General features: G+C 66.4%; 11 protein-coding genes. 4 read left to right on the forward strand and 7 right to left on the reverse strand.

The annotated features are described in order from the left end of the window. Positions 1-123 precede the first annotated feature (123 nt). From N5D91_RS20520 to N5D91_RS20530, 3 genes are all read right to left on the reverse strand, one after another. Positions 124-1,689, reverse strand: coding sequence for a YdiU family protein (locus N5D91_RS20520; RefSeq protein ID WP_180855624.1), 1,566 nt, complete (start codon positions 1,687-1,689; stop codon positions 124-126). Between the two features lie 32 nt (positions 1,690-1,721). Next, the gene (locus N5D91_RS20525) at positions 1,722-2,411 is read right to left on the reverse strand and encodes a glutathione S-transferase (RefSeq protein WP_164162908.1); all 690 of its coding nucleotides are present in this window, start codon (positions 2,409-2,411) and stop codon (positions 1,722-1,724) included. Positions 2,412-2,594: 183 nt separating this feature from the next. Beyond that, a complete protein-coding gene (locus N5D91_RS20530) occupies positions 2,595-2,804 on the reverse strand; it encodes a cold-shock protein (protein WP_004153307.1) in 210 nt (69 codons plus the stop codon). A gap of 301 nt (positions 2,805-3,105) precedes the next feature. On the opposite strand from N5D91_RS20530, the gene N5D91_RS20535 reads away from it, so the two are divergent. Continuing rightward, a complete protein-coding gene (locus N5D91_RS20535; protein WP_110712009.1) occupies positions 3,106-3,594 on the forward strand; it encodes a YaiI/YqxD family protein in 489 nt (162 codons plus the stop codon). A gap of 6 nt (positions 3,595-3,600) precedes the next feature. Here N5D91_RS20535 and N5D91_RS20540 read toward each other — a convergent pair whose 3' ends face one another. Then, a complete protein-coding gene (locus N5D91_RS20540) occupies positions 3,601-4,479 on the reverse strand; it encodes a pseudouridine synthase (protein ID WP_180855623.1) in 879 nt (292 codons plus the stop codon). 123 nt (positions 4,480-4,602) lie between these two features. Here N5D91_RS20540 and N5D91_RS20545 point away from each other — a divergent pair, with 123 nt between their 5' ends. The 3 genes from N5D91_RS20545 (at position 4,603) to N5D91_RS20555 (ending at position 8,493) form a co-directional block, all read left to right on the forward strand. Beyond that, positions 4,603-5,151: a YaeQ family protein gene (locus N5D91_RS20545; RefSeq protein WP_153855025.1), complete on the forward strand. Its 549-nt coding sequence runs from the start codon at positions 4,603-4,605 to the stop codon at positions 5,149-5,151. Next, positions 5,148-6,332, forward strand: coding sequence for an NAD(P)/FAD-dependent oxidoreductase (locus N5D91_RS20550; RefSeq protein WP_180855622.1), 1,185 nt, complete (start codon positions 5,148-5,150; stop codon positions 6,330-6,332). The genes N5D91_RS20545 and N5D91_RS20550 overlap by 4 nt, the downstream gene beginning before the upstream one ends. A 91-nt stretch (positions 6,333-6,423) precedes the next feature. Next, positions 6,424-8,493 carry an EAL domain-containing protein gene (locus tag N5D91_RS20555; protein ID WP_153855027.1) on the forward strand — a complete coding sequence of 690 codons (2,070 nt, stop codon included), beginning with the start codon at positions 6,424-6,426 and terminating at the stop codon, positions 8,491-8,493. 108 nt (positions 8,494-8,601) lie between these two features. Here the strand turns inward: N5D91_RS20555 and fabV are convergent, their stop codons facing one another. The 3 genes from fabV to secD all read right to left on the reverse strand — a co-directional run bounded on the left by fabV (position 8,602) and on the right by secD (position 13,362). Beyond that, on the reverse strand, positions 8,602-9,861 hold the full coding sequence (gene fabV, locus N5D91_RS20560; RefSeq protein WP_180855573.1) for an enoyl-ACP reductase FabV: 1,260 nt from the start codon (positions 9,859-9,861) through the stop codon (positions 8,602-8,604). A gap of 648 nt (positions 9,862-10,509) precedes the next feature. Next, a complete protein-coding gene (gene secF, locus N5D91_RS20565; RefSeq protein WP_180855574.1) occupies positions 10,510-11,490 on the reverse strand; it encodes a protein translocase subunit SecF in 981 nt (326 codons plus the stop codon). 15 nt (positions 11,491-11,505) lie between these two features. Next, the gene (secD, locus tag N5D91_RS20570) at positions 11,506-13,362 is read right to left on the reverse strand and encodes a protein translocase subunit SecD (RefSeq protein WP_153855029.1); all 1,857 of its coding nucleotides are present in this window, start codon (positions 13,360-13,362) and stop codon (positions 11,506-11,508) included. Positions 13,363-13,373 lie beyond the last annotated feature (11 nt).

Raw genomic sequence — 13,373 nt, forward strand, 5'->3', positions numbered from 1 at the left:
CGGACGTACTTGCGGCGTCCCCGCACTCCGACACCGCCCCGCCAAACCACGGAATCCAGCTTTTGCTCTGGCTGTTGCGGTGGCCTCTGCGGGTGCAGGGCGCAGCCCTGCCGAAACCCACCCTCAGGAACTGCAGGACAGCATCGAGCAGCCGGCGCGATTGTCCGCCCACGCCGGGCGCTTGCCTGCGAAGTGTTCCAGCCCGGCGCGCTCGGTGTACGGGGCGCGCAGCACGTCCTGCAGTGCGTGAACGCCACCGAGGTCGCCCTGCTCTGCACGATCGATGGCTTCCTGCGCCAGCCAGTTGCGCAGCACATACAGCGGATTGGCCGCGGCCATCTTCGCCGTGCGTTCGCTGGCCGACAACGGATCGGCCTGCAAACGCACCGCGTAGTCCTGCAGCCACTGCTGCAACGGCGCCTGCACCGCCTGCTGGCGCGTCTGGTCGTAGTACACCGCGTCCAGCAGCGCCGCATCCGGTGCCGCCGGGTCGATACGCATCAGCGCGCGCCAGGCCAGGGTCATGTCCATGGCACCGTCCTGCATCAGCTGCTGCCAGCGCAGGTAGAGCTGCAGGTCGTCATCGTCGGCCGCGGCCAGACCGAGCTTGGCTGCGGCGTCGCGGCGCGTGCAGGCCACGAAGGTGGACTGGTAGGCCGCCAGACCGGCCTGCAGCGGTGCCACATCGGCAAACAACGGCGACAACGCCTGCGCCAATCGGCTCAGGTTCCAGTACGCCACCTGCGGCTGGGTGCCGAAGCGGTAGCGGCGGCCCTGCGCGTCGGTGGTGTTCGGCGTCCACTCCGGGTCGAAGTCCTCGACCCAGCCGTAGGGACCGTAGTCGAGCGTGAGGCCGAGCACGGACAGGTTGTCGGTGTTCATCACGCCATGCACGAAGCCGACGCGCATCCAGTGCGCGATCATCTCGGCAGTGCGCACCGCGATCTGCGCAAACCAGTCGCCATACAGCGCCTCACCCTGCCCTTTCAGTTCCGGGAAATCACGTGCGATGCAGGCATCGACCAGCTGCTGCAGCAACGCGGTTTCCCCGCGCGACGCCGGCAGCTCGAACGAGCCGAAGCGCAGGAACGACGGCGACACCCGGCATACGATGGCGCCGGGCTCGGCACGCGGATGGCCGTCATAGAACATGTCACGCACCACGTCCTCGCCGGTACCGACCAGCGACAACGCGCGGGTGGTCGGCACACCCAGGTGGTGCATCGCCTCGCTGCACAGGAATTCGCGGATCGACGAGCGCAGCACTGCGCGCCCATCGGCGCCGCGCGAATACGGCGTCGGTCCGGCCCCCTTCAGCTGCAGCTCCCAGTGGCGGCTATCCGGTGCGACCAGCTCGCCCAGCGAGATCGCGCGGCCGTCGCCGAGCTGCCCGGCCCAGTGGCCGAACTGATGGCCACCGTAGTTGGCGGCCCATGGCTGCATGCCTGCATACAGTGCGTTGCCACCGAATACACGCGCGAAACCTTCGCTCTCGACCTCAGCGGTATCGAAGCCGAGCATCGCGGCGACGTCCGGCGCCCAGGCCAGCAGCGTGGGCGCCGTCACCGGGGTCGGCATCACCGGCGACCAGGCCGCGCCCAGCACTTCGCGGCGGCGCGGGCCGGATTCAGGGTCGCCCGGCAGGGCATGCAGCAGGCGGTTGTCGAAACGGGGGCTGTCGGTATCCATGGTGCTGAAGATGGGGGCGACGGACGCCCGCCTCAATTGCCGCTGAGCGCCTGCAGGTGGCCGCCGTGGGCCTCGGCACGCTGGTAGGCCGGGCGCTCACCGATACGCTTGAGGAAGCCACGCAGTGCCGGCTTGTCGTCGAGGCCACTACCGCGCGCGGCAGCGGCCTGGATCGGGAAGCTCATCTGGATGTCGGCCGCACTGAAGCGCTCGCCGGCAAACCACGGACTTTCGGCCAGGCGGCGCTCCATCCAGTCCAGGTGCAGGCGTCGCTGTGGGCCGATGAAGCCCTGCTCGGCTTTGTCGGCGATGCTCCGAGCGATCGGGCGTACGAAGAACGGCATCGGCGCGTTGCGGATGCGGCCCATCACCAGAGTCAGCAGCAGCGGCGGCATCGCCGAACCTTCGGCGTAGTGCAGCCAGTAGCGGTAGGCGATGCGCTCGGCACCATCGGCCGGCATCGGCGACGGCGACAGCTGGCGCTGGGTGTCGTAGCGGTCCGCGAGGTAGTCGAGGATCGCGCCGGACTCGGCCAGTACCAGTTCGCCATCCTGCAGTACCGGCGACTTGCCCAGTGGATGCACGTTGCGCAGTTCCGGCGGCGCCAGCAGCGTCTTCGGATCACGCGGATAACGGCGCAGTTCGTAGTCCAGCCCCAGCTCCTCCAGCATCCACAGCACGCGCAGGGAACGGGAGTTTTCCAGGTGATGGACGATGCGCATGGGTACGATCCTTGGGAAGACCTGCATCGTACCGCGCCAGCTGCATGCCCTTTGTAGAGTCGAGCTTGCTCGACTGCTTTCCAGAGACAGTCGAGCAAGCTCGACTCTACAAAGCAGCAGGCAATAAAAAACGCCGGAAGCTTTCGCTTCCGGCGTTCTGGCTACCAAACGGTAGCAGACGGATTAGACCGCCTGCACCTGGTCAGCCTGCATACCCTTCTGACCCTGGACGGCGATGAAGGTAACCTTCTGGCCTTCCTGCAGGGTCTTGAAGCCGGTGCCCTGGATGGCACGGAAGTGCACAAACAGGTCCGGGCCGCTTTCCGGGGTGATGAAGCCGAAGCCCTTGGCGTCGTTGAACCACTTGACGGTGCCGGTCTGACGATCAGACATTTGACTAACTCCTGAAACACATGTTGAAAAAATCGCAGCCACCGGGTATCGGGGCCGAGACTGAGTTGCAGGCGTTGGTAAAGCGGATCGATGAGCGGATCGTGAGATCAACTGCACCAGGCCACGATTCACGGTGACCCTAGCAAACACAGTGGGACGAACGATACGCGTGTTTTCTGCAAAAAGCGATAGCCCGGACGTTCATGGGCAGGCCCCGGCCGCTAGGCGTGACAAGGGCTGGCAGCTGATCGAGGCTAAGCCCGAGTCCCCATTCAGGATTTTCCTACCCTACACTGGGTAAATGACTGAAGCTGAAACCCAAGCTGAACCCGCCCTCCCCCGCATCTGGGTGGACGCGGACGCCTGCCCTGGCGTCATTCGCGACATCCTGTTCCGGGCCGCTGAACGGGTCGGGATCGAACTGACCCTGGTTGCCAACCAGTGGATCCGGACCCCGCCGTCGCGTTGGCTGCGCTCGATCCAGGTGCCCCAGGGCCTGGACGTGGCCGACAGCGCCATCGTCGAGCGGGTCGCCGCCGGTGACCTGGTGGTCACCCAGGACATCCCGCTGGCCGCACTGGTGCTGGAAAAGAAGGCCGTGGCATTGAACCCACGCGGCCAGCTGTACACCCCGAACAACATGGCCGAGCGGCTGTCGATGCGCAATTTCATGGAAGAGCTGCGCGGCGCCGGGGTGCAGACCGGGGGCCCACCGCCGCTGGGACCCCGTGACCGACAGCTGTTCGCCGCCGAACTGGACCGCTGGCTGGCGCGACGCCCGGTTCGCTGAACGGCCCTACCCGCCCAGGCCGGGCAGGCACAGGCGGCGCTGGCTGCTGAACCGCCTGGGCTCCCCGCTCAATGGATCGTCGAAGGCCAGCCCCTGTGCAAGCAGCTGCAGGGGGGGCTCGATGGCCCCGGCCAGGCGCGGCATCAGCTGCGGATACAGGTCATCACCCACGATCGGAGCGCCCAGCATCGCCATGTGTACGCGCAGCTGGTGCTTGCGGCCGGTTTCCGGCCGCAGCCGGTAGCGCCAGATCGGCCCCTCGGCCTCGATCGGCTCGATCCGGCTGCGTGCATTGGGCTCTCCCGGCACTTCGGCCATGCGGAAGAACGGTTCGCCCGGCACCAGCCGGCTGTCCCGCTGCAGCGGAAACGCCAGCCCGGGCAGCGCCGGTGCCAGCGCCTCATAGCTCTTCTCGATGCGCCGCTCGCGGAACAGCCGCTGATACGCGTCACGCGTGGCTGCCTGGGTCGAGAACAGCACCAGGCCGGCGGTCAGCCGATCCAAGCGGTGCAACGGCGCCAGCTCGGTGTTGCCGGTGCGTGCGACCAGGCGAGCCAGCAGGGTTTCGCTCACATAGCCACCGGCCGGCGTCACCGGCAGGAAGTGCGGCTTGTCGGCGACCAGCAGGTGCGCATCCAGATGCAGGATGCTCTCGGCGAAGGGAATCACCGGCTCGTCGGCAACTTCGCGGAAGTACTGGATTTCCAGCCCCACCTGCCAGGGCATGTCTGCCGCCAGCACCCTGCCCCGCGCGTCCTGTACACGCCCACGGGCGAAACGGTCCTGCCACTGCGCGCGGTCGATGCGCGGGAAGCGCGCGCACAGGCCATCGAGCAGGCTCGGCCAATGGCCGGGCGGCAACTGCAAGCGGCTGGGCAGGGTCATCGGAGCCACTCCTGCGGCGGAAAGGAGTGCAAGCGTGCCACGTTGACGCCCCACAGACAGCCCGGCAACGGACACCCCTGGAGCAAACCTCTATCATTGTCGTCTTTAGTCCACGGATCCCCCATGGCTCTTACTGCCACCATCCGCAAGGCCGAACTGCAGATCAGCGACATGGATCGCGGTTACTACGCGACCCACAACCTGACCCTGGCCCAGCATCCGTCCGAGACCGACGAACGCCTGATGGTGCGCCTGCTCGCCTTCGCCCTCAATGCCGGCGACCGCCTCGAATTCGGCCGCGGCCTGAGCACCGATGACGAGCCCGATCTGTGGGAACACGACTACACCGGCGACATCCTGCAATGGATCGACCTGGGCCATCCGGACGAATCGCGCATCCGCAAGGCCAGCAACCGCAGCCGCCAGGTGCAGGTGGTCAACTACGGCGGCAACGCCTCGGAGATCTGGTGGAGCAAGCAGGGCAAGGGCCTGGCGCGCTTCGACAATCTCTCGGTGGTTGATCTGGACGGTGAATTCGTCGAGCGCTGGGGCCAGCAGATCCAGCGCGCCATGCGCTGGAGCGTACTGATCCAGGATGGCGAGGTGCAGCTGCTCAACGATCAGATGCAGCTCGACGTGATCCCGAACTGGCGCAAGCGCGCCAAGGCATGAGCACGATCCGCTGCGATGTGGTGGTCATCGGCGCCGGTGCGGCCGGGCTGATGACCGCGATCACCGCCGGCCAGCGCGGCCGCCAGGTGCAGGTGATCGACCATGCCAACAAGGTTGGCAAGAAGATCCTGATGTCCGGCGGTGGCCGCTGCAACTTCACCAACACCGGTACCACCCCGGCCAACTTCCTGTCGGCCAACCCGCACTTCTGCAAGTCGGCGCTGGCCCGCTACACGCCCTGGCACTTCATCGAGCTGGTCAGCAAGCACGGCATCGCCTACCACGAGAAGGAACTGGGCCAGCTGTTCTGCGACATCTCGTCCAAGCAGATCGTGAAGATGCTGGTGGACGAATGCCAGGCAGCAGGCGTGCAGGTCCGCACGGACTGCAGTGTGCAGCGCATCGAGCACGGCAGCGACGGCTTCCGCGTGCACACCACGCAGGGCCTGTTCCATTGCGCCTCGCTGGTGGTCGCCACCGGCGGCCTGTCGATTCCGAGCATGGGCGCCACCGGCTTTGGCTACGAGATTGCCCGACAGTTCGGCCACCAGGTGCTGCCGACCCGCGCCGGCCTGGTGCCGCTGACGCTCAGCGGCAAGCACCAGGAACGACTGGCCGATCTCAGCGGCGTCGCTCTCCCCATCGAGGCGCGCTGCAACGGAAAGAGCTTCCAGAACTTCATGCTGCTGACCCATCGCGGCGTGAGTGGCCCGGCGATCCTGCAGATCTCCTCGTTCTGGCAACCCGGCGATGCGCTGGAGCTGGACCTGCTGCCCGGCCAGGATGCCGGCGAGTGGCTGCGCCAGATGAAGCGCGAGCGGCCTGCCGCAGAACTGCGTACGGTACTGGGCGAGGTGCTGCCGAAGCGGCTGGCGCAGCGCCTGTGCGAGCACTGGCTGCCCGACCGCCCGGTGCGCCAGCTGGACGAGCCGGTGCTGCGCCAGGCCGCGCAGCTGCTGGGCGCATTCCCGCTGGTGGCCAGCGGCACTGAAGGCTACCGCACCGCCGAGGTCACCCTGGGCGGCGTGGATACCGCCGAGGTCTCGTCCTCGACGATGGAATCCAAGCGCGTGCCCGGCCTGCATTTCGTCGGCGAGGTGCTGGATGTGACCGGCTGGCTGGGCGGCTACAACTTCCAGTGGGCCTGGGCCAGCGGCCACGCGGCCGGCGGCGTGGTGTGAACCACATCGCCGTTCGATGCGCGCAAGGGGTGCGCGCATGGACGGTTCGCCGCGCATCGTGTATCTAGATTCGCAGATTGGGGAGCAGTGCATGCAGAACGCGAACGACATCACCATCCGCCTGCTGATCGTCGATGACAGCGGCGAAAATGCCGAAGCCATCGTCAGCACCCTGCGCAACAGCGGCATCGCGGTGCGCCCGTGGCGCCCACAGGATGCGGCCGAGCTGGCCCAGGTGCTGGCCAGCCAGGCCATCGACCTGGTGCTGGTCTCACCCTCGCCGGGCATCCCGCTGCCGCTGGTGGCCCAGCACATCGCCGCCAGCGGCAAGGACATTCCGCTGGTGCTGCTGGCCGAGCGCATCGACGAGGACGAACTGGTGCAGGCCAGCAGCCACGGCATCCGCGCCCTCGCCCTGCGCCAACGCCCGGAGCATCTGCTCGCCGTGGTCCGTGACCAGTGGGTGGACCTGCAGGCGCGTCGCGGCCTGCGCCGCATCGAAGCGCAGATGCGCGAAACCGAGCGCCGCTGCGACGCGCTGATCGCCTCCTCGCGCGATCCCATCGCCTACGTGCATGAAGGCATGCACATCCGCGCCAACGATGCCTATCTGGAGATGTTCGGTTACGAGCATTTCGACGACATCGAGGGCATCTCGCTGCTGGACATGGTCGCCGCCCAGCACGTGGAAGGCTTCAAGCAGCTGCTGAAGGGCCTCAGCCGTGGCGAAGCACCGCCGCCGCAGTACCAGCTTGATGCCCGTCACGAGGATGGCAGTGCGTTCCCGGCGACAATGGAATTCACGGCCGCCACCTACGAGGGCGAATCCTGCCTGCAGGTGGTGCTCCGCCGCCGCATGGAATTCGATCCGGAGCTGGCGCGCGAGGTCGAGGACCTGCGCCAGCGCGACCAGGTCACCGGCCTGCTCAACCGCCCGACCTTCATGCTGCAGCTGGAGAGCGCTGTAGCCCAGGCCGGACGCAGCGAGGGCCAGTTCGGCCTGCTGCTGATCGAGCCGGACCACTATGCGCGCCTGCTGCCCGACATCGGCCTGGCGTCGGCCGACACCCTGATCGGCGCGCTCGCCGCGCTGCTGGCCGAGGTCGTTGGCGAAGACGCGCAGCTGGCCCGCTTCGGCGAACACAATTTCGCCGTGCTGCAGGCCGGGCCCTACGCGCAGACCGTGGCACTGGCCGAGCGCATCCGCGAAGCCTACGCCGCACACGTCTTCAGCATCGGCGCGCGCTCGGCGACGGTGACGGTCAGCATCGGTGGCGTGCAGGTGGGCGAGAAGATCGCCAGCATCGGCCAGGTGCTGGCGCGCGCCAGTGAATGCACGCAGGCCGCAGCCGAACTGGGCAACACCTGCCGCATCTTCGATCCGGCCGCCGCCGACCGCGTGGAGGAAGAGCGCGTCCTGCGCTGGGTCGCCCGTATCCGTGAAGCGCTGGCCGGTGATGGCTTCCAGCTGCACTACCAGCCGGTGCTGAACCTGCAGGGCGAGTCACTGGAGCTGTACGAGGCGTATCTGCGCCTGGAGCACAACGGCGAACTGCTGAGCCCGACCGCGTTCCTCGGTATCGCGGAGGAACACGGCCTGCTGGCCGACATCAACCGCTGGGTGGTGTCACGGGCCATCGCGGTGCTGGGCCAGCGTGCACGTGACGGCCATGCCACGCAGGTGCTGGTGAAGGTCACCCCGGAATCGTTCGATGACCCGCAGATGATTGCCACCCTGCGCCGCGAGCTGCAGGCACAGGGCGTGCCCGGCGAGCGGCTGTGGCTGCACGCGCCGGAAGCGAAGGTGTTCACCCACCTGCGCAGTGCGCAGCAGTTCCTCGCCGAGGTGGCTCCACTGGGCTGCCGCATCGGCCTGGAGCAGTTCGGCTCGGGGCTGGATTCCTTCCAGCTGCTGGCCCACTTCCAGCCACAGTTCCTCAAGCTGGATCGTGGCTTCACCAGCGACCTGGCAGCCACCCGCGAGAACATCGATCGCATCAGCCAGATCACCGCGCGCGCGCAGGAAGCCGGCATCCGCACCATCGCCGAGTTCGTCAGCGATGCCAATTCGATGACCCTGCTGTTCAGTGCCGGCGTGGACTATGTGCAGGGCGACTTCGTCGGCCCGGCGTTGCCGGAGATGGGTTTCGAGTTCGGATGACCGATGGTAGTGCCGGCCGCTGGCCGGCAACCTCAGGTAGCCGGGATTGCCGGCCAGCGGCCGGCACCACCCAAAGAGAAGGCCGACTTTCGCCGGCCTCTTCGTTGATCAGGTCATGTCGACCAGGTTTTCAATCTTCACGTCCGGATTGACGTCAGCCTCGTAGTCGACGCCCTCCACGCCAAAACCGAACAGGCGCAGGAAGTCGGCCTTGTAGCCGGCCAGATCGCTGATCTCGTACAGGTTCTCGTTGGTCACCTGCGGCCACAGCGCGACCACCTTGCCCTGCACGTCCGCGGCCATTTCCTTGTAGTCGGCACGCAGGCGGCCTTCGTCATCGACCAGCGCGACGGCATGACCATCACCGTCGACCAGGTCATGGCGCAGGCGATCGACCGCCACGCCCTCGGCCTTGCCGCCGTAGAGGATGTCGTACAGCACGTCGAGCTGTTCGATGCAGCCCTCGTGGGTGCCCTTTTCCTTCATTACCTTGAACAACAGCGACAGGTACAGCGGCATGGTCGGAATGGCCGAGCTGGCCTGGGTGACCACGGCCTTCAGCACCGACACGCGCGCGTCGCCACCGATCTTGGCCAGCTTCTCGCGCAGGCCCAGCACCTTGGTGTCCAGGTCCTTCTTGGCCGCACCGATCGAGCCATTCCAGTAGATCGCCTGGGTGATCTCTTCGCCCACGTAGGTGAAGGCGGTGGTGGTGCAGCCATTGGCCAGCACGCCGGAGTCAGCCAGCGCATCGATCCACATCTGCCAGTCTTCGCCACCCATGACCGCGACGGTGCCAGCGATCTCTTCCGGGGTCGCCGGCTGCAGGGTGGTTTCCGTGATTACTTCCTTGTCGGTATCCAGGCCGCGCAGGGTGATCTGCTCGCCGATCGGCTTCAGCGTGGAGCTGATGATCTCGCCGGTCTTCGGGTGCTTGCGGCGCGGCGCGGCCAGGCTGTAGACGACCTGGTCGACCTGGCCGAGGTCGGCCTTGATCATCTCGATGGTCTTCGCCTTCACTTCATCGGAGAAGGCATCGCCGTTGATGCTCTTGGCGTACAGGCCGGCTTCGTCGGCGTACTTGTGGAACGCAGCCGAGTTGTACCAGCCCGCAGTACCCGGCTTGCTCTCGCTGCCCGGACGCTCGAAGAAAATGCCCAGCGTCGCAGCACCGCTGCCGAAGGCGGCAGTAATGCGTGCGGCCAGGCCGTAGCCGGTGGAGGCGCCGATCACCAGCACGCGCTTCGGGCCGTTCTGGATCGGCGGGCGTGCGCGGATGTAGTCGATCTGCTGCTTGACCGCGGCCTCGCAGCCGGTCGGGTGGGTGGTGACGCAGATGAAGCCGCGGACGCGCGGTTTGATGACCATGGATACCTCGGGTTGGCAGATGCGGCGCGCGGGGCGCTCAGCAGGAATACGGGCGCGCGCCTGCGCGCGCGAACCGCAGGATCGTAGTGCGCGGGGGAAGATTGCACAACCGACGCTGGCGTAGGGTGGGGTTTCTTTTTGCAGGGCTGCGCCCTGCACCTGCAGAGGCCGGAGCAACGTCAACGTCAAAAGCTGGGTTCCTGTGGGTTGGCGGGGTGGGTCCGGTTGCGGGGGACGCCGTGAATCCGTCCCTGGAGGCTCGGTCGCGCCATCCATGGCGCTCACGCCCCCGCAACCGGACCCACCCCGCCTTCGACAGATTTCCGCGATCTGTCAGGGCAGTTCTTGGGGGTCAGATCCGTTTTCCGAAGGAAAACGGATCTGACCCCATCTTGATTGTTCAATATCTGACAGATGTGTCGACCAAGGTCGACACCTACCAACAGCCGCAGGAAACGATCTGGGGCAGAGCCCCCTGAGTCAGGGGGCGGCCGCGAAGCGGCGGGGGTCTGGGAGCTGGTAAGTGGGGCCCACGGTTCGCGCAGCGAAGCGTGGGAGCGACAGCGCGCATGCGATGACGCGTACCAGCCCTGCCAACAAAAAACCCCGCTTGCGCGGGGTTCTCTGTGTGCTGCAGGCAGCAGGTGCTTACGGGCGACGGGCCAGGGCCTCGACGTCCTTCGCCTTCGGCAGCAGGTCCTGCTTGCTGACGCGCAGGAAACCGATCGTCAGCATCGGCACCGCCACCAGGATCGAGGACAGCACCACGATCACCGCACCGATCATGTGCGTCTCGGCCAGGCCTTCCATCGAGCTGCCGCCGTACATGTACAGGGCAAGCGCCGACAGGAAGAACATCACCGCAGTGATCACCGTACGCGACAGCGTCTGGTTGATCGAACGGTTCAGCACTTCCATCGAGTCCACGCGCAGGCTGCGGAAGTTCTCGCGGACGCGGTCGAAGACCACGATCAGATCGTTGATCGCAAAGCCCATCACCGACAGCAGGCCGGCCAGCACGGTCAGGTCGAACTCACGGCCCAGCAGGGACACGTAAGCGACCGTCACGATCAGGTCGAACATCGCCACGATGCTGGCGGTGACCGCGAACTTCCACTCGAAGCGAACCGCGATGTAGATCAGGAAGCCGGCCAGCATGAAGATGGTGGCGTACAGGCCATTCATCGCCAGGTCCTTGCCGATCTGCGGACCCACGAACTCGTTGCGGAGCACGGTGGCCTGGTTGTCGGCGGTGGACAGCGCCTTCACCACGGCTGCGGCGGTGGCCTTGTCCTCGTGTGCGGCGTCGCCGGTACCGGCAGCGTGCTCACCATGCGGGGCCAGGCGGATCAGCAGGTCGGTGTTGCCACCGACGCTCTGCACCTGGGCGCCTTCGAAGCCGTTCTGCTCGAGCTTGGCGCGGACCTGCTCGACGTCCACCGCCTTGTCGAAGCGGGCTTCGATCAGCGTGCCGCCGGTGAAGTCCAGGGCGTAGTTGAAGCCCTTGACGCCGATGATGGCGACCGAGGCCAGGAACACGATGACCGTGACGACCATCGCGACATGGCGCCAGCGCATGAAGTCGATCTTGGTGTCGTTCGGGAGGATGTGCAGCGGAAACAGTTTCATGTGCGTGTCGTCCCGTCAGATGGCCACGTTCTGGAGCTTCTTGCGGCGGCCGTAGATCAGCGTCGCCAGCGCACGCGACACGGTGATCGCGGTGAACATGGAGGCGAAAATACCGATGATCATGGTCAGCGCGAAGCCCTTCAGCGGACCGGTACCGAATGCGAACAGCGCCACACCGACGATCAGGCCGGTCAGGTTGGCGTCGAGGATGGTGCCCGAGGCACGCTCGTAACCGGTCACGATCGCGGTCTTGCCCGGCACGCCGGCACGCAGCTCTTCACGGATACGCTCGTTGATCAGCACGTTGGCGTCCACCGACAGGCCGACCGACAGCGCCAGGCCGGCGAAGCCCGGCAGGGTCATGGTCGCGCCGAACAGCGACATCACCGCCACCACGATCAGCAGGTTGAACAGCATCGCGATCGAGGTGATCACGCCGAACATGCGGTAGTAGACGCTGAAGAACACCAGGGTGAACAGGAACGCGAACACCACCGCGCGCATACCGTTCTTGACGTTCTCGGCACCCAGGCTCGGGCCGACCACGCGCTCTTCGACGAAGTCCATCGGCGCGGCCAGCGAGCCCGACTTCAGCAGCTTGGCCAGGTCCTCGGCTTCCTTCTTCTGCAGGCCGGTGGTCTGGAAGTTCTTGCCGAACACGCCGTTGATGTTGGCCACCGAGATCACTTCCTCGTTGACCTTGAAGCCACGCACTTCCTGGCCGTCGACGACGGTCACGGTGGGCACGCGCTCGGTGTAGACCACCGCCATCGGCTTGTTCACGTTGGCGCTGGTGAAGTCGAACATGCGCTGGCCGCCGACGTTGTTCAGCGTCACGCTGACCGCCGGGGAACCGCTGTTCGAATCGGTCACCGCCTGTGCACCGACCATCTGGTCGCCGGTCACGATCACGCGCTTGTTCAGCAGGATCGGGCCACCGCCATCACGACGCTGGTAGACCTTCGCTTCCGGCGGAATGCGCCCGGAGTTGATGGCGTCCTGTGCATTGCCGTCCACCACGGCCCGGTATTCCAGGGTGGCGGTGGCGCCGATCATGCGCTTGGCTTCGGCGGTGTCCTGCACGCCCGGCAGCTGCACGACCACGCGGTCGGCACCCTGCCGCTGGATGATCGGCTCGGACACGCCGAGCTGGTTCACGCGGTTGCGCAGGGTGTTGATGTTCTGCTCGATGGCGCCATTGGCGATCTGGGTGATCTCGGTTTCCGGCACGGTCACCGTGATGCGGTTGCCGCTGACGTCGTAGCCGAGGGTCGGCTGCGCCTTGACCAGCGCGGCGCGGGCACGCTGCGGTGCATCGTCACCGGCAGACGGGCTCAGGTTGGCCACGATGCTGCTGTCAGCGCGGCGTTCCACCGACTGGTACGGGATGCGCGCATCACGCAGGGTGCTGCGCACGTCTTCGGTGTAGGCATCCAGGCGCTTGTCCAGGGCGGCCTTCTGGTCGACCTGCAGCACGAAGTGCACGCCGCCCTGCAGGTCCAGGCCCAGCACCATCGGACGACCGCCGAGGTTGGCAAGCCAGTCCGGCACGGTCGAGGCCAGGTTCAGGGCCACGGTGTACTTCTCGCCGATGGTGTCACGCAGGGCGTCGCTGGCAGCGGACTGCGCCTTCAGGTCCGGCAGGCGGACAATCAGGCTTTCCCCTTCCTTCTCGACACCGATGGTGGTGACACCGGCCGTCTTCAGGTCGGCCAGCACACGGTCGCGCAGCGCATCGTCGATCTGGCCGCCACGGTTGGCGGTGATCTGGAGGGCCGGGTCCTTCTGGTAGATGTTGGGCAGCGCGTACAGCGCGCTGAGCGCCAGTACGATCAGGATGACGACGTACTTCCAGCGTGGAAATTCGAGCATTGCTTGGGTCC

Origin of the sequence: Stenotrophomonas sp. GD03794, assembly GCF_029842145.1 — a bacterium.
In the GTDB taxonomy this organism is placed as follows: Bacteria; Pseudomonadota; Gammaproteobacteria; order Xanthomonadales; family Xanthomonadaceae; genus Stenotrophomonas; species Stenotrophomonas riyadhensis.

Coding starts and splice junctions, on each gene's coding strand:
- N5D91_RS20520 (WP_180855624.1), bottom strand. CDS start 1,689: ATGGATACCGACAGCCCCCGTTTCGACAACCGCCTGCTGCATGCCCTG.
- N5D91_RS20525 (WP_164162908.1), bottom strand. CDS start 2,411: ATGCGCATCGTCCATCACCTGGAAAACTCCCGTTCCCTGCGCGTGCTG.
- N5D91_RS20530 (WP_004153307.1), bottom strand. CDS start 2,804: ATGTCTGATCGTCAGACCGGCACCGTCAAGTGGTTCAACGACGCCAAG.
- N5D91_RS20535 (WP_110712009.1), top strand. CDS start 3,106: ATGACTGAAGCTGAAACCCAAGCTGAACCCGCCCTCCCCCGCATCTGG.
- N5D91_RS20540 (WP_180855623.1), bottom strand. CDS start 4,479: ATGACCCTGCCCAGCCGCTTGCAGTTGCCGCCCGGCCATTGGCCGAGC.
- N5D91_RS20545 (WP_153855025.1), top strand. CDS start 4,603: ATGGCTCTTACTGCCACCATCCGCAAGGCCGAACTGCAGATCAGCGAC.
- N5D91_RS20550 (WP_180855622.1), top strand. CDS start 5,148: ATGAGCACGATCCGCTGCGATGTGGTGGTCATCGGCGCCGGTGCGGCC.
- N5D91_RS20555 (WP_153855027.1), top strand. CDS start 6,424: ATGCAGAACGCGAACGACATCACCATCCGCCTGCTGATCGTCGATGAC.
- fabV (WP_180855573.1), bottom strand. CDS start 9,861: ATGGTCATCAAACCGCGCGTCCGCGGCTTCATCTGCGTCACCACCCAC.
- secF (WP_180855574.1), bottom strand. CDS start 11,490: ATGAAACTGTTTCCGCTGCACATCCTCCCGAACGACACCAAGATCGAC.
- secD (WP_153855029.1), bottom strand. CDS start 13,362: ATGCTCGAATTTCCACGCTGGAAGTACGTCGTCATCCTGATCGTACTG.